Here is a 26277-nt window from a genome sequence, read left to right on the forward strand (position 1 = left end):
CTTCGATAAGCCATGTGCCCGATCAGGTACAAATGACGACCTCCCGCCGCAACTCTGGGTTTTTGTTGTAGATTTCACACAATAGGCGGAATTTCCGCCGGATTTCCCCCACTTCCAGCAGTCTTCCCCAACCTGCCCCCCTGACCTAGCGGCAAGACTCAGCTATGATCTTTCTTGCGGCGGGCCTGACTTTCCCGCTTGGCCGGCGCTTTTCAGCTTCCTCCCAAGCAGCGCCGGCCTTCTTCTGTGCAACAGCTGGCCAGATTTGCCTGAACTGCGCCGTGCCTCACTGTGCCGGCTGCGTTCCCTGCTGGTCACCGCCGGTGGTCGACTTCGGCACCGGGTTCTTGTCGACCTGCGGGTTCTGGTCGACGGGCGCCTTTGTCGGCTGGACGCTGTTGTCGCAGGCGGCGAGCGCGAGCCCCAAGGCCAGCAGCATCGGAAGCTTCATCATGACAACCTCCTCTCGTTCGCCCCTGAGGGCAAACGAGACGATGGCGGTTTGGTTGCACCGCGAGCCAGGTCGGATGAGGCGCCGGCGGAACAAAATGCCCCTCTCCCCGGTTGGTCCGCTGGAAGGAGCTTTTGATCATGATCCGTCTGCTGATTGTTGGCCTGTTCGCCTATGTGACCTATCGCTTCGCCAAGAAAGTCATCGACGAGGTGCCCGACGGCTTCGAGCCACTTCCATTGCAGGATGATGATGAACGCCGGTCGCTGCGACGTCAGTCGGTGGCGATGGGTGCCGAGCCACGGCGGTAGGCAAACTGCCACTTTTGGCGGAGATTGGCAGCGTCGCCACCATTGCGAACAAAGCGGAAACGATGCTTGATGGGCGATGAACCTCGCCCTCCGTGATTCGCCCTTGCGGCCAGCCTATCTCGACAAGCTCAATGCCGAACAGCGGCTGGCGGTCGAGCATGGCGACGGCCAGGTCGCGGCGCCGCTGCTGATCATCGCCGGCGCGGGGTCGGGAAAGACCAGCACGCTGGCGCATCGCGTGGCGCATCTGATCGTCAAAGGCGCCGATCCGCGCCGCATCCTGTTGATGACGTTCTCGCGCCGAGCCGCCTCTGAAATGGCCAAGCGCGTCGAGCGCATCGCCGGCGAGGTGCTGGGGCGCGACGCTTCCGTCATCGCTGACGCGCTCTCCTGGGCCGGTACCTTCCACGGCATTGGCGCCCGGCTGCTGCGCGACTATGCACTGGAGATCGGCCTCGATCCCGCCTTCACCATCCATGACCGCGAGGATTCCGCCGACCTGATGAACCTTGCCCGGCACGAGCTTGGCTTCTCCAAGACGGAGAGCCGTTTCCCGACCAAGGGCACCTGCCTGCAGATCTATTCGCGCGCCGTCAACGCGCAGGCGCCGCTCGGCGAGGTGCTGGGCGGTGTGTTCCCATGGTGCGCCGGCTGGGCAGAGCAGTTGAAGGACCTGTTCGCGGCCTATGTCGAGGCCAAGCAGGCGCAGAACGTACTCGATTACGACGACCTCCTGCTCTACTGGGCGCAGATGGCGGCCGAGCCGGAGATCGCGGCGCATCTCGGCGGCCGCTTCGACCATGTGCTGGTCGACGAATACCAGGACACCAACCGGCTGCAGGCCTCGATCCTGACGGCACTGAAACCCGACGGCGCCGGCCTGACGGTGGTGGGCGACGACGCGCAGTCGATCTATTCGTTCCGCGCCGCGGAAGTGCGCAACATCCTCGACTTCCCCACGCAGTTCGCCCGGGCAGCGGCAATCGTCACGCTGGAGCGCAACTACCGCTCGACCGAGACGATCCTGGCGGCGGCCAACGCGGTGATCGGGGAGGCCGCCGAGCGCTTCACCAAGAACCTCTGGAGCGAGCGCAGATCGTCCGAAAAGCCGCTTCTGGTCACCGTACGCGACGAGGCCGAGCAGGCAAGCTATGCCTGCCACGCGATCCTCGCCGAGCGCGAGGCCGGCACGGCGCTGAAGTCGCAGGCCGTGCTGTTCCGCGCCTCGCATCACAGCGGGCCGCTGGAGATCGAGTTGACCCGCCGCAACATCCCCTTCGTCAAGTTCGGCGGGCTGAAGTTCCTCGATGCCGCCCATGTCAAGGACATGCTGGCGGTGCTGCGCTTCGCCGAAAATCCGCGCGACCGCGTCGCCGGCTTCCGCGTGCTGCAGCTTATGCCGGGCATCGGGCCGTCGGCGGCCGCGCAGATCGTCGAGACGATGGCGACGTCGCTCGACGAGGCGATGGGGCTCGCCCGCTACCGGCCGCCGCAGCGAGCGGCCGAGGATTGGCCTTCCTTCCTGGCGCTCTACGAAGGCCTGCGCGCCGGCGCGAAATGGCCGGCCGACCTTGAGCGGATCCGGCTCTGGTACGAACCGCATCTCGAGCGCATGCACGAGGATGCAACGATGCGCCGGGCCGACCTCCTGCAGCTCGAGCAGATCGCGTCCGGCTACCCGTCGCGTGAGCGCTTCCTCACCGAACTGACGCTCGACCCGCCGGACGCCACCAGCGACGAGGCAGGCCCGCCGCACCGCGACGAAGACTATCTGATCCTGTCGACCATCCATTCCGCCAAGGGCCAGGAGTGGAAGAACGTCTTCGTGCTCAACACCGTCGACGGCTGCATCCCCATCGACCTCGGTGTCGGCAGCAAGGAAGACATCGAGGAGGAACGGCGCCTGCTCTATGTGGCGATGACGCGGGCCAAGGACAGGCTGCACCTGGTCATGCCGCAGCGCTTCTTCGTGCACGGCCAGGCGGCGCGCGGCGACCGCCATGTTTATGCCGCGCGCACCCGCTTCATCCCGGCCTCGTTGCTCTCCGCCTTCGAGCAGACGTCCTGGGCGAGCGTGCAGGCGAAGGACGATCCGCGCCGGCGGCCTGAGGTCAAGGTCGACCTCGGCGCGCGCATGCGCGGCATGTGGAAATAGGCCCGCCGCCCGCGGCCGTTTCCTTTGCCGGCAACCAAAGCCCGGACCTGGCGTTAACCCGCATTGACGTGGAGCGCGACGATGGACCCTGTAGCGGCGGCGGCAATGATCCTGCTTTCCTGCAGCCCGGACATGGCATCCTGCCATCCGGGAGAGGCACGGCCAGTCGTGTACCGGGACATGGCTCAGTGCTCCGCCGCTCTGCCCGACAGGCTACGCGGAAACGGCATGATAGGCAGGTGCCGGCCTATTGATGCGGCGACAGCCAGAAGCGGTGCCAACGGCAACCAGTTGGCGACCGTGCGCGTCACGCGAGGAACCGGCGCCAACGCCGTTTCGACGGACTACCTCGTCCTCCATGCCCCGGACTGACCAGCCTTCATCGTCGCTGGCCTCCTCACGAAACGTATCAGCACGCCCCTCCATCGCGATGGAACCATCAGCCAGCGGGCGGGTTTCCGTAAGCAAGACCTAATGCAAAGGAGACGGATATGAAGAACGTTGTTCTCGCCGCCATGCTTGGCATGGCCACGCTGGCGCCGGTGACGGCTCCGGTGCAAGCGGCAAGCCTGACCATCACCACCGACAACGGCACGCGCTATAGCGATGATTACTCCTGGCGCCGCCATCATCGCCACTATGCGATGCGCGATTATGACCGTGACAATCGGCGCCACTGGCGTCGCGACCGCGACCGCTGCCATGTCAGGGTGCACAAGCGCTGGCACCACCACCGCCTGGTGATCAAGCGGGTGTGGAGCTGCGGCTACCACCGAGGCTGGTAACGTCATGGGCGTGGCGCGAACCGTGGCTCCAGGGCGAGCTTCGGTGAGCGCCTGTCCGACGTTTTGTCGGACTCTGCTTTAGCGGGAGGGTGTAAATGCGTTTCGTTCCCGCCACCATGAGCCGGCGACAACGGCTTGGCCAGTTAGCCGGGCGGCTGTTCGTCAATGTCGTCGCAGCGCTTATCGCCGGCGTCGCCATTCTCTTGCTCTTGCTTTCGACCCACCATCCGGGGTCGCCTAGCGCGCCGCCCCAGATCCTCACGACCACGGCGCCGTAGCAGCGGCCCGGCTTGCGCCTATCGAAGGCAACGCCCTGGTGCCCCTGGTGCCCCGCCTTATTCTCCCTAACCCCCAAAATCATGGAACCTCCCGCCCCTTCCCGCGTTCTCTGGCGTTCGACCCCCGATCGGAAACCGGCGCCCGCCGACCTCCGCCCAACCCAAGAGGCCAGAATGCACGACAGGATGTTCTTCACCCCGGTCGCCCTTACCGTTGGCGCCGGCCACAAGCGCATGATCGCGTCGCTGTTCGACATGCATGAATTCCTGACCGAATTCCCGCCGTCGCGGCGGCGGCTGAGCTATGGCGCCGCGGTGAAGGCGTGCGAAGCGGCGCGAGCCGGCGAGATCTCGCCCGAGGCGGCGCGCGATGCGCTGATCACCTTCGCGGTGACGGCAGGCATCCTCTGGCCCGCCGCCCAGCCCGCCGTCTCGGTCAAGCCGGTGGCGCGCAGCTTCGGCGGCTATGCTGCGTAAAGTGAATAGCGAATAGGGAATAGCGAGTAGGGAAGGCAATGCATGCGCCAGCCGGCGCAACGCTATTTGCTACTCACTATTCGCTACTCGTCTCAATGGACCGTCGCGGCGTCATCGGTCAGCGGGCCAAGCAGCGCGACCGTTGCGAAGCTGACCTGGTCGCGGCCGTTCGACTTTGCCTTGTAAAGGTGACTGTCCGCCGTCCGGTACATGTCGGCAAATGTAGCGGGACCGTTGAAGGCGACGCCGCCGATGCTGACCGAAAGCGGGCAAGGCCGGCCGTCGGGGGAGAACTCCACCTCGCGGATGCGCCGCCTGATCCCTTCGGCGACCAGCCAGGACTGCGAGGCGTCGGCGCCGGGAAGAAAGACCGCGAATTCCTCGCCGCCGATGCGCCCGACAATGTCGGCGCCGCGCAACTGGCCCTGGATCGTCTTGGCGATCAGCTTCAGCGCCTGGTCACCGCAATCGTGTCCGAGGCGATCGTTGATGGTCTTGAAATGGTCGGCGTCGACGATGAGGAAGGCGCCGGCATCGACGACCGCCTGGCTGCGCGCCTGATCGAGGTAGGCCTCGACCAGCATCGAGAAGGCGCCGCGATTGAACACCGCCGTCAGGCTGTCGGTGGCCGCGACGATGCTCAGCTCCTTCTGGGCGACGGCAAGCTGGCGCATCTTGAACATCAGGAAGAAGAAGAACGACCCCGCCAGCACGAGCGGCAGCAAGAGGTCCGTCATCTGCGCGCGCCACAGGGCGTCCGGCGACAGCAAGGGGAAATTGTAGGAATCGACGAAGAAGGCCGCGGCGATGCAGACCGCCGTGCCGACCACCGTGACTGCAATGACCCTGCCCCAGCTCGTCGGGGACAAATCGATGCGCATTCTATTGCTCCCGCTGCGTCAGGCCATCCTGCGTCGGGAAGGCAAACGAAATCCTAATATTAGCTTCGCCTTTCTTGAACGTGGTTAACCGCCCTCGAAAGGTCCTCGGCGGTCGGCACCCAAAAGCCCGCCACCGGGATGGCAAGGGGTGGCGGGCTTCCGACTGCTGGCCGTCGTAAAGTCTCGCGGCCGGTTCAGGCGCCGGACTTGTCAGCGGCGGGCGATCAGCAGGCAGAGCTGGCGCAGGTCGCGGTCATAGGTGCCTTCGCTGCTCAGCACGTCGACGCAGCGCTTCTTCATCCGCGCAAGCTGGCCGCTCGACATGCTGGCGACGACGCTCGACAGGCCCAGCGTGCCGGCAGTCGCCGAAGTGCCGGGGATGCCAGGAACCCCTGACGTTCCAACCCCGATACCTGTGTTGGCGCTGGTACCGCCGAACGTCGTCCCTATGGCGGCGTCGACACCGTTGCCGGTGCCCAGGGACGCGTCAGCGCCCGCACCGCTGGTGCCGCCCAGGGACACCGTAGCCGCTCCGCCGCCTCCGCCGATCAAGGCATTGCCATTGGCGCCATTGGTGCCGCCGATCGAAGCGTTGGCGCTGGTGCTGCTGCCGCCAAAGGATGCATTGCCATTGGCCCCGCTGGGGCCGCCCGCATTGGCGCTGGCTGCATTGCCGCCGACCGAAACGCCGCCTAGGCCACCAAGGCCAACTTCGGCCGCACTCGCAGGAAAGGCGAGAATAACGACGATCGTTCCGCCCGCAAATGCTCTGGAGATTTTCCGAACGATACTGGACATGACACTCTCCCTTGTTGCCCTTCTGGTTCCTGCGCTGCAACGTTGTGGCAAAAATCGACAATGTTGCTCGCGCATCAAGGGCTACGCTTGGAGATGCATTCCAGTTTCAACGCTCGTTCTGCCGTCGCGAGTCTTAGTTTTTGAACATTTCACAAAAAGTAGCGCTTTATTCTAAATATTTAGACATTTCTAATATAGAAACCCCAGCCGCGGAATCAGGCATAGGCGCGGCCTTCCTCGCTGCGCTGGAACCGCACCAGATCGAGCGGCACGGAAGGTCGGCCAAGCACGGTCAGGATCATGTGCGCATGGCCGCGATGGTGGGTCTGGTGGTTGAAGAAGTGGCTGAGCGCCGGCGCCAGCCGCTGCGAGACGGTGCGCATGTCGGAAAGGGTCATGTAGGAGAAGCGGCCGGCGAGCGCCTTGTCGCTCATGCCTTCGATCCAGCCGATGATCCTCTTGTCCTCCGCCTCGCGCGCCAGCCAGAGCACAGGCAAGGCGCGGTGGAGGATCGCGTCGGTCCTCGAAGGAGCATCGCCCTCGCCGGTGAAGCGCTTCATCCAGATGCGGTCAGCGGCCAATAAATGGTTGAGCGTCCCCGCCATCGAGCCGAAGAAGGCGCCGACATCCCTTTCGAATTCTTCGTCCACGAGGTCGGCGGCAGCCTCGTAGATGCGGCCGTTGGCCCATTGGTTGTAGGCCGCAAACATCATGAAATGCTGTTTCATCTCTCCGGCCCCGCTGCGTTAGGTTCAGGCCTACCTAAACCCTCGAAGGATTCGATTCTAGGGGAGTAAGGCAGCATGGCAGTAAGGCAGTATGCTGGGCCGCTGAGGTCGCCCCCGGGAAACGCTGCCCTGCAGCCCTCCCCCGAAATGCGACAAAGTGGACCCGCCTGCGTCGTTTCGCGCGCCTCATGGCCGCCTTGATCGGGGCAAAGAAGAAGCAGCCGGCAGACCCGGCTAACACAATGAAGGCAGCACGGCGGCATGGTACCAGCCCCGGATTTTTCCGACGAATTTCGTCTCGGGCTTGTCAGCCTGATGCAGTGGCGCCGCGATGTCAGGCGCTTCAGGTCGACGCCGCTGCCCGACGGCACGCTGGAGCGGCTGCTGGCGCTGGCCGCTGTCGCGCCGTCCGTCGGCCTCAGCCAGCCCTGGCGCTTCGTCGTGGTCGACAGTTCCGAGCGGCGCGAAGCGGTGAGAGGCACGTTCGAGCGCTGCAACGCGGAAGCGCTGCGCTGCTTTTCCGGCGAGCGCGCCGCGCTCTACGCCCGCATGAAGCTCGCCGGGCTTGCCGAGGCGCCTTGTCAGTTCGCGGTCTTCGCCGACCGCACGACGGCGCAGGGCCATGGGCTCGGCCGCCTGACCATGCCCGCCACCATCGACTATTCGGCGGTCATGGCGGTGCATACGCTGTGGCTGGCGGCGCGGGCGGAAGGCATCGGCATGGGCTGGGTGTCGATTCTCGATCCGGCCGAAATCGCCGCCCTTCTCGACACGCCGCCGGAATGGACATTGATCGGCTATTTCTGTCTCGGCTATCCCAGCGAACAGGACTGCGTGCCGACGCTGGAGCGCGAGGGCTGGGAGCAGCGGCGCGCGCCGGTGGTCCTCAAGCGGTAATCACTTCGCTCCGTCCCTGTCGACGAGCTTGACGCAGATCGGGTCGCCCTGCTCCATGCGGGCGCATTGCCATTCCGGGCCGAAACCGAAATTCTCCCTTGGCCCCAGCCCAGGAAAGACCAGCAGGACAAAGAGGGCGACGCCGACAAACACCGCCACGAACAGGATGCCGGCGATATCCCCGCGTCTGAGGTAAGGCCAGTTCATCGTGTGCCGTGCCCGGCTCCTTCGCTCTTGACCGCACGCCGCCATTGTCGCGCAAAGCGCCGTCCTTGGCCAGAACGCCAGCGGGTGGGCGCCTCCCCTTGGCAAGGCGCCATGCGGCTTGTATAGAGCCCGCCACCTCCAATTCCATTCTCACCACAAGGACGACCCAATGGCGATCGAACGCACCTTTTCCATGATCAAGCCGGACGCGACCCGGCGCAACCTGACCGGCGCCATCACCCAGATGCTGGAAGATGCCGGCCTGCGCGTCGTCGCCTCCCGCCGGGTGTGGATGAGCCGCCGTGAGGCCGAGGGCTTCTACGCCGTGCACAAGGAACGCCCGTTCTTCGGCGAGCTGGTGGAATTCATGTCCTCGGCGCCGACCATCGTGCAGGTGCTGGAAGGCGAGAACGCGATCGCCAAGAACCGCGAAGTGATGGGCGCCACCAACCCGGCCAACGCCGCCGAGGGCACCATCCGCAAGGTGCATGCGCTGTCGATCGGCGAGAATTCGGTGCACGGCTCCGACGCGCCGGAAACCGCCGCGCAGGAAATCAAGTACTGGTTCTCGGACACCGAGATCGTCGGCTGAACCGTTCAGCACGACGCAGGAATGAAGGCGGCAGCCGGCCGGTCCGGCGCCGCCTTTTCGATTCCAAGGTAGACAGGCCCATCTGGAGCGCTAACTTGATGTCATCGGCGATAACTGACCAAGGGCATCGCCGGCTGTGAGCGAGTATCGCGCTTCCGCCCTTCCACCAGGAAGCGGGCGATGATCGATCCCAAGGTTTCCACGAGCGGCATTGCCTACCCTGACGACCTTGCCTTGCTGAAGCGGGTCTATGACCGCATCTGCCAGGAGCGGGGCATCGGCGCCGGCAGTGCCGAAGCCGCGGATCTGGCGGCGCAAGCGATGGCGCTGTTTGCTGCCGGCGTCTTCGACGAAGACGAGATCAACCGCAGCCTGTCCTAAGACGAGTAGCGCCCGCCTGGATGCCCCGCCGCCCCTCGCGGCGGGTTCCCGTCACTTCGGTTGGCGGTCCTTCAGATTCGCATGCTCGTTGGCCGCCTCCGTGTCCGCCGCAGGCGTCCGCGTGTCGGCGCCTACAAACGGACGGCCCTGCCCGGGGGCGAGGTCGCCGCCAGGATGGCGCAGAACCAAGCTGAAAAACCTGTGATGCTTCGCGCGCCCTCTGTCACCCCAGTCCCATACGAAACTGTCGAGGACTAACTCGCCGCGTTGAAGCGCAGTATGACGCGGTCGTCCTTGTCGGCGATGATGAGCTTGCCGGCGTCGATATGGTAGGAGGCGGCCTTGGCGAGCGCCTCGAACAGCGCCTTCTCCTGCGCCATCACCTCCGGGGCGCAGGCCATGTAGGTCGAGCCGATGTCGCTGATGGCGATCTTTTCGCCGTCCACCTTGGCGGTGGCGAAATAGGCGTTGCAAGGACCCTTGCCGCCGGCCTTGCCGGCCTCGCCGACGCGGAACGTCGCCTGCGGCTGCGAAATCACGCCGATGCCGTCGATATATTCGATCAGCCAGCTCTGGCCGAGCAGCGCGTCGGCCGGCGCATCGCTCGACGCCACCATCTTCAGCATGATGCTTTGCGGCCTGTCGCTCAGCGGATCGACCCGGTGGCGCGTGTCGGTGGTGAAGAGCAGCTTGTCGTCGACGGTGATGCGCGCCTGCAGCGCATAGGTCATGTTCGGCCGGATCACCTGCGGGTCGAAGCCGATCTCGAACCTGATCGGCACCTGACCGGCGGGCGCAACCTTGCGCTCGCCGATGATGGCTGCCGGCGCATCGGCCAGCGACACGTCCGCAAGCTGGACGGAGAGCACGGCATTGGGCGGCAGCGCGATGCGCTCGCGGTACGTCGCCTCGCCCTGCAGTGTCTTCTCGGCGGCATCGGGAAGTTCCGGCACTGCAAGCACGCCGACGACCAAGGGCACCAGGCCGAAGATGAAGAATTCCGCGATCCTGTCCAGCATGACCCAGCTCCCCTAGGTTGCGCCAGCAAGGGGAAGAATCCTTCAGGATTGCGGTCAATGCATGGCCACGGGGCGGATTTAATCGGCCGGCTTGGTCGTCCAGCGGCTGGCCGCCTCGTCGTCGGCCTCCTTGGCCTCGACCCAGCCGCCCTCGGAGCCGTCGGCATGATGCTCCTTCTTCCAGAAGGGAGCGCGCGACTTGAGGTAATCCATGAGGAAATTCGCCGCCTCGAATGCCGCATGGCGGTGGGCTGAGGCAGCCACCACCAGCACAATGTTCTCGCCGGGCGCGATCCTGCCGTGACGATGGATGACGGTCAGCCCCTGCAACGGCCAACGTTCGATCGCCTCGGCGGCGATGCGGCCGATCTCGGCCTCGGCCATGCCGGGATAGTGCTCGAGCTCGAGCGCCGAAAGCGCCCCCTGCTCGTCGCGGCAAAGGCCGGAGAAGGTGACCACGGCGCCGATGTCGGCACGCCCCTTGGTCAGTCCGGCAATCTCGGCGGCGACGTCGAAATCCTGCGCCTCGATGCGCACGGTCGGCCGCACGGCGCCGGGCACGGTTTCAGCCCCCGGTCATCGGCGGGAACAGCGCGATCTCGCGCGCGCCCGCGATCTTCTCGCGGTGGCCGACCTGTTCCTGGTTGATGGCGACGCGGATGACGTCGGGAAACTGCAGCGCGTTCTCGTACTCCTCGCCGCGCGACTTCAGCCAACGCAGCAGGTCGGCCACCGTCTCGATGCCGGCTGGAAGTTCGACATCCTCCTCCGGCTTGCCGATCCGTTCGCGCACCCAGGCGAAATAGATGAGCTTGGTGGCCATCTCACTCGTCCATGATGTGCTTGAGGCCGGCGCGGAAATAATCGTAACCGGTGTAGAGCGTCACCAGCGCCGCGATCCATAGCAGCACCAGCCCGGTCTGGGTGGTCAGCGGGAAGATCTTGTCGCCGGCGGGACCCGCGAGCAGGAAGGCGATGGCGACCATCTGGATGGTGGTCTTCCATTTGGCGAGCTGGGTGACGGGCACCGAGACCTTGAGGGCCGCCAGATATTCGCGCAGGCCCGAGACCAGGATCTCGCGGCACAGTATGATGATCGCCGCCCACAGCGACCAGCCGGCGATGCCGGCATGGCGGTCGGTATCGGCGGCAAGCAGCAGCAGGCAGGTCGAGACCAAAAGCTTGTCGGCAATCGGGTCGAGCATCTTGCCGATGTTGGAGGTCTGCTGCCAGGCACGCGCCAGATAGCCGTCGAAATAATCGGTGATGGAAGCGAGCAGGAAGATGGCCAGCGCCGACCAGCGGGCGAAGTCGGAAGACTTCAGATGGCCCTCGAGGAAAAAGCACAGCACCACCAGCGGCACCGCGATGATGCGGGCGTAGGTGAGGATATTCGGCAGGTTGAACGCGCGCTGGGCCATCTTCTCGGGAACTCTTTCTGCCTGCGTACTCAAATCAGAAGGGAATGTGGGGGGTCAACAGGGCAGATTCGATTGGTCAGCCGAAAATAGGCGCAAGAATGGTCAGCTGTCATGAAAATGGTTGTAAACCAGCTTCGCCATCTGCTCGGAGATGCCGTCGACCTTGACCAGATCCTCGACCGCGGCACGGCTGACCGCCTTGGCGGTGCCGAAATGCAAAAGCAGCGCTCGCTTGCGGCCGGGGCCGATGCCGGCGATCTCGTCGAGCGGGCTCTTGACCATCTCCTTCTTGCGGCGGGCGCGGTGGGAGCCGATGGCGAAGCGGTGCACCTCGTCGCGCAGGCGCTGGACGAAATAGAGCACGGGATCGCGCACCGGCAGGGTGAAGGAGTCCCTGCCCCGGACGAAGAAGCGCTCGCGGCCGGCGTCGCGATCCTGGCCCTTGGCGATGCCGATCGCGGCGACGCGGTCCTCGATGCCGAGATCGGCGAGGATCTTGCGCACCGCCGTCATCTGGCCCTGGCCGCCGTCGATCAGGATGACGTCGGGCCAGGCCGGGAAGGCTCCATTGCCGCCGACAAGATCGTCGGCCGTTTCGTCCTCGACTTCGGCAGCCGCCACCTCGCTTGAGGGCTGGACATCGCCATGCTCCTTCAGCAAGCGCGAAAAACGCCGCTCCATCACCTCGCGCATCATGCCGAAATCGTCGCCAGGCGTGATCTCGGTCGAGCGGATGTTGAATTTGCGGTATTGGTTCTTCACGAAACCTTCGGGCCCGGCAACGACCATGGCGCCGACGGCGTTGGTGCCCATGATGTGCGAGTTGTCGTAGACCTCGATGCGCACCGGCCGCTTGGCCAGGCCGAAGGTCTCGGCAAAACCGGTAAGCAGGCGCGCCTGCGTCGAGGTTTCGGCCAGCCGTCGGCCGAGCGCCTCGCGCGCGTTCTGCAGCGCGTTGTCGGTCAGGTCCTTCTTCTCGCCGCGCTGCGGCACCGAGATCGACACCTTGCGGCCGGCGCGGGTCGAGAGCGCCTCGGCGAGCAGATCCTGCTCCTCGACGGCAAGCGAGAGCAGGATGGCACGCGGCGTCGGCTTGTCGTCATAGAACTGCGCCAGGAACGAGCCCAGCACTTCCGATCCCTCCAGCGCCGGGTCGGCCTTGGGGAAATAGGCTCGGTTGCCCCAGTTCTGGCCGGTGCGGAAGAAGAACACCTGGATGCAGGTCTGGCCGCCCTCCTGGTGGATGGCGAAAACGTCGGCCTCCTCGACGGTTTGCGGGTTGATGCCCTGATGCGCCTGCACATGCGAGAGCGCGGCCAGCCGGTCGCGATAGATGGCGGCACGCTCGAAATCGAGCTCCTCGGACGCCTGCTGCATGGCGGTCGAGATCTCGGTCTTCACCTTGAGGCTGCGACCGGAGAGGAAATCCTTCGCCTCGGCGACCAGCCCGGCATAATCCTCATGCGAGATCTCGCCGGTGCACGGACCGGCGCAGCGCTTGATCTGGTAGAGCAGGCACGGCCGGGTGCGGTTCTCGTAGAAGGAATTGGTGCAGCTTCTCAAAAGAAAGGCGCGCTGCAGCGAGTTGATGGTGCGGCCGACCGCGCCGGCCGAGGCAAAGGGGCCGAAATAGTCGCCTTTGCGCGAGCGCGCGCCGCGATGCTTGTAGATGCCGGGCGAGACATGGTCGCCGGTCAAGAGGATGTAGGGGAACGATTTGTCGTCCCGCATCAGCACGTTGAAACGGGGTCGCAGCCGCTTGATGAGGTTCGCCTCGAGCAGCAGCGCCTCGATCTCGGTGCGGGTGACGACGAACTCCATCGTCGCCGTCTCGCGCACCATGCGGCCGATGCGCAGCGTGTGGAAGCGCCCTTGCGCGTAGTTGGTGACGCGCTTCTTCAGGCTGCGCGCCTTGCCGACATAGAGCACATCGCCGGCAGAGTTCATCATGCGATAGACGCCGGGCGCGTTAGGCAGCCGCTTGACCAGCGTCTGGATCACCTCGGCGCCGACCATGCCGTCGGCGTCTCCGGCATGCGGCGTCCAGTCTATGGCGGTGAAGGCGACGTCCGGTCCGGCCGGGACGGCTTCCGGCTCCACGATCTCCTCGGCCGCATCGTCCTCGAGATCGATCTCGGGGGGCAGGTCGTCGGCAGCGCCGCGCGTCTTGTGTTTTTGCTCTGCGGGACTCATTCCACCATGCCTGTCACATCGGGCGTCTGCCACGCAAGATGCTGGCCGCCGTCGAGCGCGATCATCTGGCCGGTGACCGAGCGCGCTTGCCAGAGATAGCGGATGGTAGCGCCGAATTCGGTCAAATCCGGGCCACGCTTGAGGATCAGCCCGTCGAGCTGCGCGGCGAAATCATCATCGTCCTGGCGGACGCTCTTCAGCGTCGGGCCGGGGCCGATGGCGTTGACGCGGATGCGAGGCCCGAGCGCCTGCGCCAGCATCTCGGTTTGCGTCCACAGCGCCGACTTCGACAGCGCATAGGAAAAATAGCGCGGCGTCGGGCGCCAGACGCGCTGGTCGATGATGTTGACGATCAGCCCCTCCTCGCCTTCCGGCAGGGCGCGGGCGAAATTCTGCGCCAGCAGCGCCGGCGTCTTCACATGGATGGCGAAGTGGCGGTCCCAAGCCTGCCAATCGAAATCCTCGACACTGTCGTCGACGAAAAGCGAGGCATTGTTGACGAGCAGCGTGACGGGGCCAAGCGCCGCCTCGGCGCGGCCGACGAGATCGCCGACCGCATCCATGTCGGTGAGGTCGGCGGCGACGACCGCGGCGCGGCCGCCCTTGCCCCTTATCTGTTCCGCCAGCGCCTCGGCCTCGGCGCCCGAACGGTTGGCGTGGATGGCGACCGCGAAGCCGTGTGCCGCCAGATCCTCGACGATCGCCTTGCCGATCCGTTTTGCGCCACCGGTCACCAGCGCCGTCGCGGTCTTGGTCATCTGTCAATCCTCAATCGGCGCCTCGATTCCACCAGCCGGCACATTATGACCGGCTGAGGGGTTAAACGCCGTTTCCACCTGGGGCGGGAATGTGGCGAAGCGGCCTCGCCGCAACCTTTGCGTGATCCGGATTCGCGCCGGCAGGATCGCAATATAGGATGCTCGACTCCTTGTACCAAGCCGCGTGCAGCGCAGCATGAAAGCGCTGCTGACATTTCGCTGTTGCGAAGATGCAACGTCACGGTTCAGCCTCATTCGCGCCGGGGAATGACCCAAGTTCAGGTTCGCTTCAGCCGCATTTCGACACGACATTCGGAACCGTTGAGCGCCGGGTCCGTTTATCCCCCCGGACGGGTCTTGGGGTGCTCATGAACAACAAGCCTACGTGTCCTGTGGCTTAAGGAGTAAAGAACAATGCAAGCCAATCTCAAATTCGCACGGCCGCTGGCTGTTGCCCTCGGGCTCTTCGCCCTCGGCGGTACCGCTTACGCAGCCGACGTCGTCTCTGAAGAGCCGCCGGCGCCCGCCCCGGTTGCCGAACTCCCCGTCGCTTCCTGGGCCGGTCCGTATCTCGGTCTGAGCGCCGGCTACGGCTTCAGCGGCCATGCCGACGTTTCCGGCGGCCCCGACATCAAGACCAAGGGCTTTGTCGGCGGCGTCTTCGGCGGCTACCAGTGGCAGCAGGAGAACTTCGTGTACGGTGCTGAAGCCGATCTCGGCTACAACGGCGTCAAGGGTTCCAGCGCCGGCGTCGAAGCCAAGGGCGGCCTGGACGGCTCGCTGCGCGCTCGCCTCGGTTATTCCGTGACTCCGGAAATCCTGCTCTACGGCACCGGCGGTCTTGCGGCCAAGAACCAGAAGATCGACGACGGCGTCTCCAGCGACAGCAAGGCGATGCTCGGCTGGACGGCCGGTGTCGGCACCGACATCAAGATCACGGACAACGTGTTCGGCCGTGTCGAGTACCGCTACACCGACTACGGCGACAAGGACTTCGACAATGTCGGCAACGTCAAGTCGAAGGACAACCGCGTCACCTTCGGCGTCGGTATGAAGTTCTAAGTCGTCGAAGCCACGACACGAAAAAGCCGGGCCTCGCGCCCGGCTTTTTTTGTGCCTGCACTTGAACGGATGCCCCCGCACCTATCAGCTTGTCAGGTGCCTGGTCGATCGGCTGGCTTTTCCTGGAAGCCGTCATGGGCGGGTATCGATGGCAGCCGATCGAGCCATTTCATCCGCGATCGCGTCAAGACCTGCGCATCGGGCTGGTAGTCGTCCGGATTGGTCATGGTGGCGGCGTGTACGTGGATCTCGCGAGGCCATGTGTCGGAGCGGAAATAGAGCCTCGTACCGCAGGCCGGACAGAACCCGCGAAAGGTGTTCGGGCTGCTTTCAAAGTGCCTGATCTCGCCGGTCCAACTCACCTGCTCCGGCCGCATGCCGAGGAAGGCCGTCAGCGGGGCGGACGTGGCGCGCCGACAATCGGCGCAATGACAGACCAGATTGCGGGTGATGTCCCCGGAATAGGTCCAGGTGACCGCTTCGCACATGCAACGTCCCGTCAGAAACGCCATCGCAATCCTCCCGCCGGCCGCGTTGCCGAGCCGGTTCACGACACCAGTCGATGCAGCCCAAGATAGGCTGCTCCATCAACTCACATTCGCTTCTTTGCGACCTTGGCTGGCTTCGATTTCGTCGGCAGCGTCTCGACGAAGGCCAGCGCGAGATCGAGCCAGCTGGCGAGATCGGCTGCGCTCGCGGTGCCTTCCGGCGCGACGTGGACGTAACCCTCCATCCCGCGCCCTCCCATTTCCATCGGGCGCGCATGCGGACGGGCGACCGCCGCTTCATGCGCCGCCTTGCCGACGCGAACCAGCAGCCCGCGTTTCGAGGTGCCAATCAGCATGTTGCCGTTGAGCATGAAGCAGGTGCCGCCGAACATCTTCTGTTCGGTGAAGGCGCGCCGGCCAAGGGCTGCACGCAGGCGCTCGACCATGGGATCTGGCGCGACGCTGGTTTTGGTGACTGACTTCGCCATGCTCAGCCCTCCGCGAAATGCGCGGCGTCAAGCAAGCATGAAAGCAGGAGGAGATTCAAGCCGGAAGCAAGGGCGGAATTCTCGATCCACCCGGCGACGGAAGGCGTTTCCAAAGGCTGCAATTATTCTTGACTTAAATAATCATCTTAATCTAAGGCGAGCCACCAAGCCAACGGCGCGTCCCCTCCTGGGCGGCCTCAGCCAAAGTCATTCAACAAAAGAGACGTTCCCGGTCGGCGGGCACGCGCGAATGTAATTTGGCGGGCAACATGAACGGTCCTGAAATCTTCACCGTCTCACCGGTCACACTGGCCTCTTACGCCCGAACCTGCCTCAGGCTGGTTCATTTTGCGGGTCTGACTTTGGGGTTCGGAGGGGCCGTCTTCCTCGATCTCATGTTTTCACGCTACCGAAAGACCCCCGTGACGACCGAACTCGCCGACAATGTGGAGTGGGTCAGCAAGTTCGTGGCTCTGGGACTCGGTCTGCTTTGGGTCTCGGGGCTGGGATTCCTCGTGCTGTATCACTTCGCCGAGCCGGAAAAACTGACGAACCCGAAGATCTGGGCAAAGGTCGTGATCGTTGCGATCCTTACCCTCAATGGCGTCGCCATCCACAAACTGGTCATACCTTTTGTGCGTCGGCGGATCGGCAGCCAACTCCTTGTCGGCATGACACCCCGCATGCACGGCACTTTGGTTGGTTGCGGCGTCGTCTCCCTTGTGTCCTGGACGATGCCCGTAGTGCTCGGCACGGCGCCGCAACTGAACTTCGTCGTTCCGTGCGCGCTTATCCTGGCCGGATACGCGGCAGTTCTCGGACAGGCGTTTCTGATCGCAAACTTCTTGCTACGTCGCGCCTCGGGGAACATCTCGGTCCCGGCGTCGTCAACGCCGGGCGAGCCTGATCCAGGTCTTGCCCCTTCCTGAAAAGGCTCGCAACGCAAGGCAGTTCAGGGGAGGCGTGTCGCAGAGCGACCATGACGGTCACTCTCCACACAAGCGTCCCCCGGGGAGATCGCAGTTCTCAGCCTGGCACTGCCGGCTTCAGTTCCGGGAACTTCTCGTCGAAGCGCGCCGCCCAGCGGGTCAGCCGGCCGCGGCCCTTTTCCCATTTGCCGGCGAAGCGCAGCGCCAGATAGCCGAGCGTGGCGCGCAGCGCCATCTGGCCGGCGGTGATCTTCTTGGGCAGCTTCGGCGGGTTGGCGTTGAGCAGGTCGAGCGCGGTGGTGATCTTCGCCCACTGGCGATCGAGCCACGGCTGATAGACCATCTCTTCCGGCCGCGTGCGCCGCTCGTAGACCATCGACAGCGCGCAGTCGCAGATGCCGTCGGCAAGCGCCTCCAGCACCTCGGCCTCGAGCCGCTTGTCGGGATTGCGCGGGAACAGCGCGTTCTTCGATACGCGATTGAAATGCTGGGTGATGGCGCGGCTGTCGTAGATCGAGCGGCCGTCGTCGAGGACCAGCACGGGGATCTTGCCGAGCGGATTGGCGCCGATCAATTCGGCCGGCTTCTCCTCGGTCTTGACCGGCACTAGGTCGATGGCGATGCCGGCATAGAGCGCGGCCATGCGGACCTTCGAGCTGTAGGGAGAGGTGGAGGCGTAGAGCAGCTTCGGCATGGTCGGGTTCCTGATTGTCTGCGCGCACTGTTGACCGATCATGGCCGGCAAGACAACGGCCAGTGTCGCGAAACCGGACAGCCAATGCGCCGGAAACGAATTGCTGGCGAAGCCGGACAACAAAAAAGCTCCCGGAAGTTTGCCGACGGCAAAGTCCCGGGAGCTTTAGGGGGAGCGTGCGCTCCAGCTTCGCCAGCGACGCCGAACCGGCGAGAGGGGCACCGACGGCACCCGCCCTCACCTGTCCTTGTAGCGAGCGAAGCTACGCGATCACTTCTTGGCGGCCGGCTTCTTTGCCGGAGCTGCCTTCTTCACTGCAGACGCCGACTTGGCGGCGGCCGCCTTCATCGGTGCCTTGGCGGCGGGCTTGGCCGCTGCCTTGGCTGCAGGCTTCTTGGCGGCAGGCTTCGCTGCCTTGGCGGCAGGCTTCGCTGCTGCCTTGGCTGCGGGCTTCGCCGCTGCCTTGGCGGCGGGCTTGGCCGCGGCCTTGGCGACCGGCTTCTTGGCGGCGGGTTTCGCCGCTGCCTTCGCCGGAGCCTTGGCGGCTGCCTTCGGCGCTGCCTTCTTCACTGCGGGTTTCGCGGCAGCCTTCGGTGCCGCTTTCTTTGCCGGCGCTTTCGCCGCCGGCGCCTTGCTTGTCGTCTTTGCCATGCGATGCCCCTTGCGTTTTGCCGGCGATCGTCAGTGATCCGGCATGCTCATGCATATCTGACTCGCGGCTTTCTAGCCAGCGAAGCATTACACTGAATTTCGCAGATTAAATTTCGGTTACGGCGAAAGCATGCTCGCAATGATCGGCACTAACGTGCGCAGAGATTCTTCCCAGCCCGCCGCGAACTTCCGCGAGAGAAATTTGAAGCCTCGCGACTCATGCGATCTTCTCGTCAAGCATGGGAACTCCTAGCTATGGCGGCGGTCGTGCGCGTTCACCCGAAGAGCTGTCGTATCGGCTTGCTTGATAGAGCGACTGCAGAACAACTTAAAACTTAATGCGAGCTTTTAGCTCGTATATGTTCTGCCCGAACTAAGTGGCGGTGAAGCAGCATTCACTGCAGGACAACGCCACTCTCTGTGCCACCGACTTTCGTCACTCGGCAAGCCAAACCGTTGGCTTTCCGTTCGCGACACGGACCGCTCCTCAACTCCTCACTTGGGGGAAATTGGACGCCGCGTCGGCTTTCGCCAGTTGCCCATGCTGCAGGATTGAATGGGGCGCGAAGGAATGGTCTTATCCGCCACCTCGCGCAGCCGCTTTTCCCTTGAAATGCAAGGCTTTCGGGCCGTCACAGCCCGGCCGGCTCGCACACCTTCTGCAGCCTTCGCGAAGGCTCGGTCCGATGGAGATGGACGGCAAATGTGTCCCAGGGCGGAGTGACGCCGATTTGCGCGACGATGCGGCCGATCTCGCCGCGATGATAGCCGCCGTGGATGACGACATGGGTCAGCATTTCCTGGCGCGACATCATCGCCTTGTCGCCATCAGTGAAGGCGAACGGCATCGGCTCCGAGAGTAGATTGGGCGAGACGGTTTCCAGATAGTCGCGATACCAGCGATCCATCGCCGCGACATCGCCGTGCAACGTGTCGAGCGACGGCGTCTTCTCGGTGTTGTCGGAGGCAAAGCCGTGTTGCGTGCCGGAAAGATGCGCGGCGAATATCTTCGAGACGACAAGGTTGTGGTTGAGGAGACGGATCGCTGCGTGGCGCTCCTTCGCGTGCGCATCCGGGTCGAGGTGTGCGAGCTTCTCCAGCAGTTCGTCGTTGGCCCAGGCTTGATAGGCGAAGAGGCTGCGAAGCAAGTCAAGCGCGCTCATGGCCGGTGTTCCTTTTTTCGAAATGTGAGTATGTTGTTTATATTTTCGCGACGTGGAGCAAACATGTCTACTCGCATTGCAAAGCCGCGCATGCGCATGCGTAAGGTGCCGCGCCAGGCGCGTTCGCGGGCAACCGTCGAGGCGATCATCGAGGCGGGTGCTCATGTTCTGAGCGAGCTCGGATGGGCCGGCTTCACCACCAACAAGGTGGCCGAGGCGGCCGGCGTCAGCATCGGCTCGCTCTACCAATATTTTCCCGACAAGCTGTCGCTGCTCGAAGCGATCCGGCGCCGCCATTTCGATCAGGTGCTGTCGGTGATCGCCGAATCAGCCGAAGGCGGCAAACCGCTCAGGCGATTCGCGCAGGAGCTGGTGCGCGGCATGATCGAGGCGCACAGCATCCATCCGACGCTGCATCAGGTGCTGCTCGACGAAGCCCCAGGCGACCGCGGCTCGCGCGCCGCGCATGCCTCGTTCCAGGCCCGCTATCTCGAACACTACACGGCCGCCGTGGCGCAGTATCGCCGACGCCGGAAAGACGTCGAGACGATCGCGCGCGTGCTGTCGTCGGCGGTCGAGGGCGTGATCCACAATGCAGCGCGACGCGACATGCTGGACGCGCCGGAGCTGCGCAAGCAGCTGGTCGAGCTGATCTGCGCTTACCTCTCCGCCACGCGTACGGGATGATACGGTCGAACCCCTTCGCCGCTCACGCCTGATAGCCGAGGCAGATGGCGCCGAGCGCGACGACGGCGCAGGCGCCGACGCGGCGCGGCGTCAGTTGCTCGCCGAGGAAGAACCGGCCGATGAAGGCGGCGAAGACGACGCTGGTTTCGCGGATGGCGGTGATCGGGCCGGCGGGGCCGAGCGCGAAGGCGGCGACCACCACGCCGTAGGCAAGCAGCGCGAACAGGCCGCCGGCCAGCGCCTTGCGGGTTTCCGGCGCGCTGAAGTCGACGATGAGCCTGCCGCGCAGCATGACGAAGGTGGCCGGCAGCAGGGCGCCGTAGATCAGCAGCACCCAGGCAGTGTAGGCGCCGCTGTCGCCGGCGGCGCGGACGCCGATCGCATCGACGGTCGCGTAGGCGGCGATGATCGCGCCCGTCGCCAGCGCGTAGAGGATCGACGTCGTCGATGCCCTTCCCTTGCCGAGCGACAGTCCCATGATGCCGCAGGCGACCAGCGCGACGCCGGCGATCTCCGGCGTGGTGAGCCGCTGGCCGGCCATGAGGAAGCTGCCAAGCGTAACCAGCAACGGCACGCTGCCGCGCACGATCGGATAGACCTGCCCCAGCTCGCCATAGCGGTAGGCGGCGACAAGGAACACGCTGTAGCCGACCTGCAGGCCGGCCGAGAGCACGACATAGGGCCAGGCGGCCGCGGCCGGAAGCGCGTGAAAAAGCGCCATGGGAATGGCGATGAACGTGCTGGAAAAGCTCATGACCGTGATCGTCCACAGCCTGTCGGCCCCCGTCCGCAGGAAGGCGTTCCAGCTGGCATGCAGGATGGCGGCGAACAGCGCCAGCCCGATGACCGCCGCGCTCATTGCCGCCCCCACGCGCCCGCGATGATGGCGGCCGCTGCCTTGCGGGCATTGCCGATGGCGGCGTCAGCCTCGCCCATCTGCGCCAGCAGCGTCGCCCCCTCGATCAGCATCAGCAGCGCCGCCGCGGCGCCCTCCGCCCGCTCCGGCGGCATCGTCTGCTCGAGGATCGCCTGCATGCGCGACCTCAGGCCATTCTTCTGGCGGGCGACGGCCTTGAACACCGGGTGGGCGGGATCGCCGAACTCGGCCAGCGCATGCGCGAACAGACAGCCATGGAAATCGGCGCTGCGGAACCAGCGCTCGTGCCAGTCGAGGATCGTCGCGATTTTTTGCCCGGGCGTCGCGGCTGCCGTCGCGAGCCGGTCGAGCTGGCGCTCGAAACGGCGGGCGCGATGATCCAGCACCGCGACGATCAACTCGTCCTTGCTCGGGAAATTCCGGTACATCGTCATCTTCGCGATGTCAGCCTCGGCGATGATCCGGTCGATGCCGGTGGCATGGAAGCCGTCGCGCTTGAACAGCGCATAGGCGGTGTCGACAACGTGCTGGCGTTTGGCCGAGGTGCGTGCGGGTGCCATGGCATCGCCCCGTGATGAGACAGGTCTGTCTCTTTTCTAGGACGTGAGCGTGCCTATGTCAACTGGCGAGTCGGCGCGATGGCTCGGAGACACAGACTATGGACTCACAGTTCGGGTCCGCGATGGCCAATCGCAGGCGAGCACCCGCCTTCCTGGGCCGGGAGCCGGCGGTCAGCGCTGCCCTTAGCGCGTGGCGACCACGGCCACGCCGGCGCCGATCATCGCGCCACCGGCGGCGCGGTTCACGCGGCGCACGACGGCGGGCGTCCGCAGCAGGCCGCGGGCGCGGCCGGCGAGAAGCACATGCCCGCCGATGACCACCGCCTCGACGACCAGGATCACCATTGCCAGCACGCCGAGATGACCGGGTGCGAGCGATGCGCCGACCACGTTCGGCAGCAGCGCCACATAGAACAACGGCATCTTCGGATTGCCGAGATTGAGCGCGACGCCGGTGGCGAAGGTCGCCAGCAGGCCCCGCCGGCCGGAGACGGGCTGCAGGTCAGGCACCACTGGCACGGCAGTCCACAGCCTGATGCCCATCCAGATCAGATAGGCCGCGCCGCCATAGCGCAGCATGGTCATGACGATCGCCATCTTGGCGGCGATGATCGACAGGCCGAAGGCGGCGAGCGCCAGGAAGATGAGGATGCCGACCACCGTGCCCGCGCCGTAGGCGATGCCCGACGCGGCGCCATTGGAGAGGGTGCGGGCGACGATCGTCATATTGTCCGGACCTGGGCTCGCGGCAAAGACGAAGAAGGCTGCCGCGAAGGCAAGCAGGGTCGCAATGTCCATGAAAACTCCCGAGTGTGATCAATCGCTCTCGGGAGATCAGGTTAGCCGATTTGCCACGCGGCGAAAGCCGGCAAAGCCGGAATCTTCGCTACGACAACCGCGCTTGCGCCTGGCTCAGCGCAGCACGCGGCAGCGGCCGTTATAGACCATCCAGCGGTCGAAGCCCGAAACGCAGAATTCGACATTGTCGCCGATCGAGGCAAAGCCCTGGCCTTCCTCGATCAGGTACCAGATGGTGCGGGCGCGACCGTCGGACAGGCTGACCGTGGCGCCGCAATAGCGGCGGCCGATCGGCCATTCCTCGCTGGCCGGCAGGTAGCGGTGCTGGTGGATGCGGCTGAAATCGGTGATTGCGACATCGGGCAGATGCGGCACGTGGCGCACCTGATAGGCGAAGCGGTTGGTGATCTTGTTCAGCACCCAGGCCTCGCCGCAGATGCCGCCGTCCTCCTCGGAATAGACGGCGAGGTCGGCGGCATGCGCCGCCTGGGTGAAGCCGAGCGACGTGGCCAGCGGCGTGCAGAGCGAAATCAGGGCGGCAAGAGCGGAACGAGCGAAGCGAGTCATGGCAGCCTCTCAAGGTCGATTGCGCGCACTGTGCGGATTCGCCGCTCAACGGTCAAGCGGTTGCGCTGGCAATGGTTTCCAAGGCATGGCCAGCGGCATCGACGGTCGATCGTCAATCCTCACAAGGCACCGCGCGGCCGAAGCCGGCGACACTTTCCCGCTTGGCTAGCGCCCCGGCCTGAAGTGGGCGGGCTACTCGCCCGCCAGCCAGTCAACCGTCCAGCGCGACGGCTGCGCGAGCGCCATCGCCTTGTGCAGGGCCGGCAGCATCAGGCGCAACTCGCCTTCCAGCGTGAAGGGCGGGTTGACCACCACCATGCCGGTGCCGTCGAGGCTGGGCTCGGCTGATGCCGGCCGGATCTCGAAGCCGATGTCGAGCAGCTTGGGGATGCCGGCATTCCTCAGCGCCGCCCTGAAGGCAGCGACCGCCTTGCGGTCCTTGATCGGATACCAGAGCGCGTAGATGCCGCCCGGCCAGCGCCTGTGCGCCTTCGACAGCCCGTCGACGAGGCGGGCGAACTCCCCCTCCTCCTCGAAAGGCGGATCGACGAGCACCAGGCCGCGTTTCTCCTTCGGCGGCAGATGCGCGCCGAGCGCCAGCCAGCCGTCGAGTTCGATCACCCTGGTCTGGAAATCGCCGGCGAAGACTGCTTTGAGCCGCTCCGCGTCCTGCGGATGCAGTTCGATCGCCGTCAGCCGGTCCTGCTTGCGCAGCAGGTGCCTGGCGATCAGAGGCGAGCCGGGATAGTTCTTCACCCCGCCTTCGGGGTTCACGGCGCGAACGGCCTCGAGGTAGGGCGCCAGCAGGGCGGCGACCCTGGTATCCAGATCCGCGCCGACCAGCCGGCCGATGCCGCCCAGCCATTCGCCGGTCTTCTGCGCTTCAACCGACGACAGGTCGTAGCGGCCGATGCCGGCATGGGTGTCGATGACGCGAAACGCCTTGTCCTTCTGCTTCAGATAGTCGAGCAGCCGCGTCAGCACGGCATGCTTGACGACATCGGCGAAATTGCCGGCGTGGTAGGCGTGGCGGTAGTTCATGCCGGGCTCAATTCGACGAGCCGCCGCGGCCCCAGCGCGGTGGTGGAGGCTGCGAGTTCGGGTTCGGCGGCCGGCCGCCGCGACCGCCGAACGCGAAGGAAAGCACCAGTCCGATCAGACCGGCTGCCATCAGCGCATAGCCGGCCGGCCGCGCCCGCCCGTCGATCGCGCCGGCCTCGGCGCGCAGCACGAGATCCACCGCGCGGATCGGGATGTCCTCGGCATCGCCCGGACCGACGGTGAAGAGATAGGGGCCGGCGCTGACCGTCTGGATCACGCCCGCCTCGTCGCGGAAGATCTTGTCCGGCAGTTGCGGGCTTGCCTGGCGCGGATTGTCGGAGTGGTTGAACTGGAGCGTCGAGGCGAGTTCGGTGCGACCGCCCGTGGCGGCGGTGAGCGTTAGCACGGTGCGCTGCTGCGAGACGATGCGTTCGGCCCGAGCGGTGAGATCCACCAGCACCCGCAGCGGCGCGTCGCGCGCGGCAAGCGGGATCGTCACCGGCCGGAAGCGGCCTTGCTCGTAGACCCGCCAGGTGCCGATCTCGTGGCCGGAGAAATTGCTCATCGCCCAGGGATAGAGGACGCCGATGGCGACGCCGGCGAGGAGAACAAGAACGAAGAGAAAGCGCATCGAGGGCCTTGGCTAGCTAATTGCTGTGGCCGCGATCGCTTCCAGCTTTTGCGGTCGCGGCCCGGGCACCATCGCGAATCCGCTCCATCTCGTCCAGCAGCATCTCCAGGCCGAGATCGAAGGTCTTGTCGAAACCGGTGGTGCCGAAATAGGCCCCGGCCGCCACGACGCTGGGAAAATCCCGCGCCATCTCCTCGCTGCTGACGGTGGTGACGGCCGACGGGCCCTTGGCATAGCCGGCGGTCTCGTCGAGGATCCCCCCCATCAGGTAATAGCCAGCGGCACGGAACAGCCGGGCGCTGAGCTCGGGCCCGAAGCCGCCCGCCTCGAACAGGCCGATGATGCTGTTCAGCTTGGCCAGACATGGCGGCGAGTTCATGCGGTAGACGACGATGAACGGCGCGAAGGCCGGATGCTCGGTCGCGACGCGGCGGAACTCCTGCATGCCGATGCGGACCCGTTCGCGCCAGGGCAGGCCGTCGCCGGGGATCACCAGCGCGTTCATCTGCCGGTCGACCAGCGCCTCATAGAGATGCGCCTGCGAAGGATAGTGATGATAGATGCTCATCGCCTCGCAGCCGAGCGCCGCGGCGAGTTTTCGCATCGAAAAGCCGGAAAGGCCCTCCCGTTCGATCACCTCGAAGGCGGCGTCCTCGATCATCTCGCGGGACAGCCGGCCGCGCGCTCGCTTTTTTTTGATCGATGAGTCCATGGCGTCGCTTGACAGCTTACACTGTAAGGTTCATTTTCTGCCCTACCTTACATCGTAAGGCTAACAAACACCAGAGGAGAAAAACATGTCGGCCCGTCGCACGCTTTCGATCACACAGTCCTCCCTTCGCCTTGCCTCCGCATCCATGCTGGCTACCGCTTGCGCGCTGACCCTGACCCTGGCCTCGGCGCCCGCCCAGGCCGACGACTACGACGCCACCATCAAGGACATCCAGTCGACCATGGGCGGCGTGCCAAGCTTCGTGAAGCAGTTCCCGAAGGCCGGTCTGCCCGGCGCCTGGGCCGAGGTCAAGGCCATCGAGCTCAGCGACAAGACGGCGCTGCCGCCCAAGGTCAAGTCGCTGATCTCGCTGGCGGTCGCCGCCCAGATCCCGTGCAACTACTGTATATGGTCGGACACGCAGGACGCCAAGCGCGCCGGCGCCACCGACGAGGAGATCCAGGAGGCTGTGGCGATGGCTGCGCTAACCCGCCACTGGAGCACCATCTTCAACGGCATGCAGGTCGATTTCGAGCAGTTCAAGAAGGAAATGGGCGGCGAATAGGAGAGGAATGGGGCGGCGGGCAGCCCGCCGGC

Annotated in this window: 35 protein-coding genes; 12 read left to right on the top strand and 23 right to left on the bottom strand. The window is 65.1% G+C overall.

The genetic code is table 11. The features are described 5' to 3' along the window. Window positions 1–286: 286 nt before the first annotated feature. Window positions 287–454, bottom strand: a complete 168-nt coding sequence (locus tag EN846_RS35065; protein ID WP_187331184.1) for a hypothetical protein — start codon at window positions 452–454, stop codon at window positions 287–289. A 137-nt stretch (window positions 455–591) separates the two neighbouring features. Here EN846_RS35065 and EN846_RS35070 point away from each other — a divergent pair, with 137 nt between their 5' ends. From EN846_RS35070 to EN846_RS11085, 5 genes are all read left to right on the top strand, one after another. Next, window positions 592–762 carry a hypothetical protein gene (locus EN846_RS35070; protein ID WP_187331185.1) on the top strand — a complete coding sequence of 57 codons (171 nt, stop codon included), beginning with the start codon at window positions 592–594 and terminating at the stop codon, window positions 760–762. Window positions 763–838: 76 nt separating this feature from the next. Then, a complete protein-coding gene (locus EN846_RS11065; protein WP_135913837.1) occupies window positions 839–2917 on the top strand; it encodes an ATP-dependent helicase in 2079 nt (692 codons plus the stop codon). A 491-nt stretch (window positions 2918–3408) separates the two neighbouring features. Further along, on the top strand, window positions 3409–3702 hold the full coding sequence (locus EN846_RS11075; protein ID WP_127392641.1) for a hypothetical protein: 294 nt from the start codon (window positions 3409–3411) through the stop codon (window positions 3700–3702). A 95-nt stretch (window positions 3703–3797) separates the two neighbouring features. Continuing rightward, window positions 3798–3980, top strand: a complete 183-nt coding sequence (locus EN846_RS11080) for a hypothetical protein (protein ID WP_127392642.1) — start codon at window positions 3798–3800, stop codon at window positions 3978–3980. A 174-nt stretch (window positions 3981–4154) separates the two neighbouring features. Next, complete coding sequence (locus EN846_RS11085) at window positions 4155–4457, top strand: DUF982 domain-containing protein (RefSeq protein ID WP_127392779.1); 303 nt, start codon at window positions 4155–4157, stop codon at window positions 4455–4457. Between the two features lie 92 nt (window positions 4458–4549). On the opposite strand, the gene EN846_RS11090 is transcribed toward EN846_RS11085, so the two are convergent. From EN846_RS11090 to EN846_RS11100, 3 genes are all read right to left on the bottom strand, one after another. Next, the gene (locus tag EN846_RS11090; protein ID WP_127283668.1) at window positions 4550–5338 is read right to left on the bottom strand and encodes a GGDEF domain-containing protein; all 789 of its coding nucleotides are present in this window, start codon (window positions 5336–5338) and stop codon (window positions 4550–4552) included. Window positions 5339–5548: 210 nt separating this feature from the next. Continuing rightward, complete coding sequence (locus tag EN846_RS11095; RefSeq protein ID WP_127392780.1) at window positions 5549–6136, bottom strand: hypothetical protein; 588 nt, start codon at window positions 6134–6136, stop codon at window positions 5549–5551. A 215-nt stretch (window positions 6137–6351) separates the two neighbouring features. Continuing rightward, on the bottom strand, window positions 6352–6864 hold the full coding sequence (locus tag EN846_RS11100; RefSeq protein WP_127283670.1) for a DinB family protein: 513 nt from the start codon (window positions 6862–6864) through the stop codon (window positions 6352–6354). Between the two features lie 261 nt (window positions 6865–7125). On the opposite strand from EN846_RS11100, the gene bluB reads away from it, so the two are divergent. Beyond that, window positions 7126–7761, top strand: a complete 636-nt coding sequence (bluB, locus tag EN846_RS11105; protein WP_127392781.1) for a 5,6-dimethylbenzimidazole synthase — start codon at window positions 7126–7128, stop codon at window positions 7759–7761. Here bluB and EN846_RS11110 read toward each other — a convergent pair whose 3' ends face one another. Then, window positions 7762–7968, bottom strand: coding sequence for a hypothetical protein (locus EN846_RS11110; RefSeq protein WP_127392782.1), 207 nt, complete (start codon window positions 7966–7968; stop codon window positions 7762–7764). It lies immediately after the preceding gene. A 169-nt stretch (window positions 7969–8137) separates the two neighbouring features. On the opposite strand from EN846_RS11110, the gene ndk reads away from it, so the two are divergent. Both ndk and EN846_RS11120 read left to right on the top strand, forming a co-directional pair. After that, window positions 8138–8560 carry a nucleoside-diphosphate kinase gene (gene ndk / locus EN846_RS11115; RefSeq protein ID WP_127283673.1) on the top strand — a complete coding sequence of 141 codons (423 nt, stop codon included), beginning with the start codon at window positions 8138–8140 and terminating at the stop codon, window positions 8558–8560. Between the two features lie 180 nt (window positions 8561–8740). Further along, window positions 8741–8941 carry a hypothetical protein gene (locus EN846_RS11120; RefSeq protein ID WP_127392783.1) on the top strand — a complete coding sequence of 67 codons (201 nt, stop codon included), beginning with the start codon at window positions 8741–8743 and terminating at the stop codon, window positions 8939–8941. A 254-nt stretch (window positions 8942–9195) separates the two neighbouring features. Here EN846_RS11120 and EN846_RS11125 read toward each other — a convergent pair whose 3' ends face one another. The 6 genes from EN846_RS11125 to EN846_RS11150 all read right to left on the bottom strand — a co-directional run bounded on the left by EN846_RS11125 (window position 9196) and on the right by EN846_RS11150 (window position 14332). After that, complete coding sequence (locus EN846_RS11125; RefSeq protein WP_127392784.1) at window positions 9196–9960, bottom strand: YbaY family lipoprotein; 765 nt, start codon at window positions 9958–9960, stop codon at window positions 9196–9198. Window positions 9961–10038: 78 nt separating this feature from the next. After that, window positions 10039–10521 carry a molybdenum cofactor biosynthesis protein MoaE gene (locus EN846_RS11130; protein ID WP_127392785.1) on the bottom strand — a complete coding sequence of 161 codons (483 nt, stop codon included), beginning with the start codon at window positions 10519–10521 and terminating at the stop codon, window positions 10039–10041. A gap of 4 nt (window positions 10522–10525) precedes the next feature. Beyond that, complete coding sequence (gene moaD, locus EN846_RS11135; RefSeq protein ID WP_127392786.1) at window positions 10526–10783, bottom strand: molybdopterin converting factor subunit 1; 258 nt, start codon at window positions 10781–10783, stop codon at window positions 10526–10528. Between the two features lies 1 nt (window position 10784). After that, the gene (gene pgsA, locus EN846_RS11140) at window positions 10785–11381 is read right to left on the bottom strand and encodes a CDP-diacylglycerol--glycerol-3-phosphate 3-phosphatidyltransferase (protein WP_127283678.1); all 597 of its coding nucleotides are present in this window, start codon (window positions 11379–11381) and stop codon (window positions 10785–10787) included. 102 nt (window positions 11382–11483) lie between these two features. Further along, window positions 11484–13574: an excinuclease ABC subunit UvrC gene (gene uvrC, locus EN846_RS11145; protein WP_128346193.1), complete on the bottom strand. Its 2091-nt coding sequence runs from the start codon at window positions 13572–13574 to the stop codon at window positions 11484–11486. Further along, entirely contained in the window at window positions 13571–14332 is a 762-nt protein-coding gene (locus tag EN846_RS11150; protein WP_127283680.1) for an SDR family oxidoreductase, read from the bottom strand. The genes uvrC and EN846_RS11150 overlap by 4 nt, the downstream gene beginning before the upstream one ends. Window positions 14333–14746: 414 nt before the next feature. Here EN846_RS11150 and EN846_RS11155 point away from each other — a divergent pair, with 414 nt between their 5' ends. Further along, window positions 14747–15394 carry an outer membrane protein gene (locus EN846_RS11155; RefSeq protein ID WP_127283681.1) on the top strand — a complete coding sequence of 216 codons (648 nt, stop codon included), beginning with the start codon at window positions 14747–14749 and terminating at the stop codon, window positions 15392–15394. Window positions 15395–15486: 92 nt separating this feature from the next. Here EN846_RS11155 and EN846_RS11160 read toward each other — a convergent pair whose 3' ends face one another. Both EN846_RS11160 and EN846_RS11165 read right to left on the bottom strand, forming a co-directional pair. Further along, window positions 15487–15906 carry a GFA family protein gene (locus EN846_RS11160; protein WP_127394158.1) on the bottom strand — a complete coding sequence of 140 codons (420 nt, stop codon included), beginning with the start codon at window positions 15904–15906 and terminating at the stop codon, window positions 15487–15489. Between the two features lie 80 nt (window positions 15907–15986). Continuing rightward, window positions 15987–16370 (bottom strand): TfoX/Sxy family protein, encoded by a 384-nt coding sequence (locus EN846_RS11165; protein WP_128346192.1) that lies wholly within the window; start codon window positions 16368–16370, stop codon window positions 15987–15989. 269 nt (window positions 16371–16639) lie between these two features. Here EN846_RS11165 and EN846_RS11170 point away from each other — a divergent pair, with 269 nt between their 5' ends. Then, on the top strand, window positions 16640–17299 hold the full coding sequence (locus EN846_RS11170; RefSeq protein WP_245493313.1) for a hypothetical protein: 660 nt from the start codon (window positions 16640–16642) through the stop codon (window positions 17297–17299). 97 nt (window positions 17300–17396) lie between these two features. On the opposite strand, the gene EN846_RS11175 is transcribed toward EN846_RS11170, so the two are convergent. From EN846_RS11175 to EN846_RS11185, 3 genes are all read right to left on the bottom strand, one after another. After that, entirely contained in the window at window positions 17397–17993 is a 597-nt protein-coding gene (locus tag EN846_RS11175; RefSeq protein ID WP_127393946.1) for a glutathione S-transferase family protein, read from the bottom strand. Between the two features lie 270 nt (window positions 17994–18263). Beyond that, window positions 18264–18644: a hypothetical protein gene (locus tag EN846_RS35075; RefSeq protein ID WP_187331186.1), complete on the bottom strand. Its 381-nt coding sequence runs from the start codon at window positions 18642–18644 to the stop codon at window positions 18264–18266. A gap of 632 nt (window positions 18645–19276) precedes the next feature. Further along, window positions 19277–19807: a DinB family protein gene (locus EN846_RS11185; RefSeq protein WP_127393948.1), complete on the bottom strand. Its 531-nt coding sequence runs from the start codon at window positions 19805–19807 to the stop codon at window positions 19277–19279. Window positions 19808–19903: 96 nt separating this feature from the next. Here EN846_RS11185 and EN846_RS11190 point away from each other — a divergent pair, with 96 nt between their 5' ends. Beyond that, entirely contained in the window at window positions 19904–20494 is a 591-nt protein-coding gene (locus tag EN846_RS11190) for a TetR/AcrR family transcriptional regulator (RefSeq protein WP_127309368.1), read from the top strand. Window positions 20495–20516: 22 nt separating this feature from the next. Here the strand turns inward: EN846_RS11190 and EN846_RS11195 are convergent, their stop codons facing one another. The 7 genes from EN846_RS11195 to EN846_RS11225 all read right to left on the bottom strand — a co-directional run bounded on the left by EN846_RS11195 (window position 20517) and on the right by EN846_RS11225 (window position 25680). After that, window positions 20517–21353 (bottom strand): DMT family transporter, encoded by an 837-nt coding sequence (locus tag EN846_RS11195; RefSeq protein WP_127392421.1) that lies wholly within the window; start codon window positions 21351–21353, stop codon window positions 20517–20519. Then, window positions 21350–21931 (bottom strand): TetR/AcrR family transcriptional regulator, encoded by a 582-nt coding sequence (locus tag EN846_RS11200; RefSeq protein ID WP_127283596.1) that lies wholly within the window; start codon window positions 21929–21931, stop codon window positions 21350–21352. The genes EN846_RS11195 and EN846_RS11200 overlap by 4 nt, the downstream gene beginning before the upstream one ends. A gap of 183 nt (window positions 21932–22114) precedes the next feature. After that, the gene (locus tag EN846_RS11205) at window positions 22115–22729 is read right to left on the bottom strand and encodes a LysE family translocator (RefSeq protein ID WP_127392422.1); all 615 of its coding nucleotides are present in this window, start codon (window positions 22727–22729) and stop codon (window positions 22115–22117) included. A gap of 114 nt (window positions 22730–22843) precedes the next feature. Continuing rightward, window positions 22844–23296, bottom strand: a complete 453-nt coding sequence (locus tag EN846_RS11210; protein ID WP_127392423.1) for a hypothetical protein — start codon at window positions 23294–23296, stop codon at window positions 22844–22846. Window positions 23297–23488: 192 nt separating this feature from the next. Continuing rightward, window positions 23489–24337: a 23S rRNA (adenine(2030)-N(6))-methyltransferase RlmJ gene (locus tag EN846_RS11215; protein ID WP_127392424.1), complete on the bottom strand. Its 849-nt coding sequence runs from the start codon at window positions 24335–24337 to the stop codon at window positions 23489–23491. A gap of 7 nt (window positions 24338–24344) precedes the next feature. Then, complete coding sequence (locus EN846_RS11220) at window positions 24345–24968, bottom strand: hypothetical protein (protein WP_127392425.1); 624 nt, start codon at window positions 24966–24968, stop codon at window positions 24345–24347. A 16-nt stretch (window positions 24969–24984) separates the two neighbouring features. Then, a complete protein-coding gene (locus tag EN846_RS11225; protein WP_127392426.1) occupies window positions 24985–25680 on the bottom strand; it encodes a TetR/AcrR family transcriptional regulator in 696 nt (231 codons plus the stop codon). 85 nt (window positions 25681–25765) lie between these two features. Here EN846_RS11225 and EN846_RS11230 point away from each other — a divergent pair, with 85 nt between their 5' ends. Continuing rightward, window positions 25766–26245, top strand: a complete 480-nt coding sequence (locus EN846_RS11230) for a carboxymuconolactone decarboxylase family protein (RefSeq protein WP_187331187.1) — start codon at window positions 25766–25768, stop codon at window positions 26243–26245. Window positions 26246–26277: the final 32 nt, after the last annotated feature.

The organism is Mesorhizobium sp. M4B.F.Ca.ET.203.01.1.1, from assembly GCF_004791025.1.
GTDB lineage: Bacteria > Pseudomonadota > Alphaproteobacteria > Rhizobiales > Rhizobiaceae > Mesorhizobium > Mesorhizobium abyssinicae.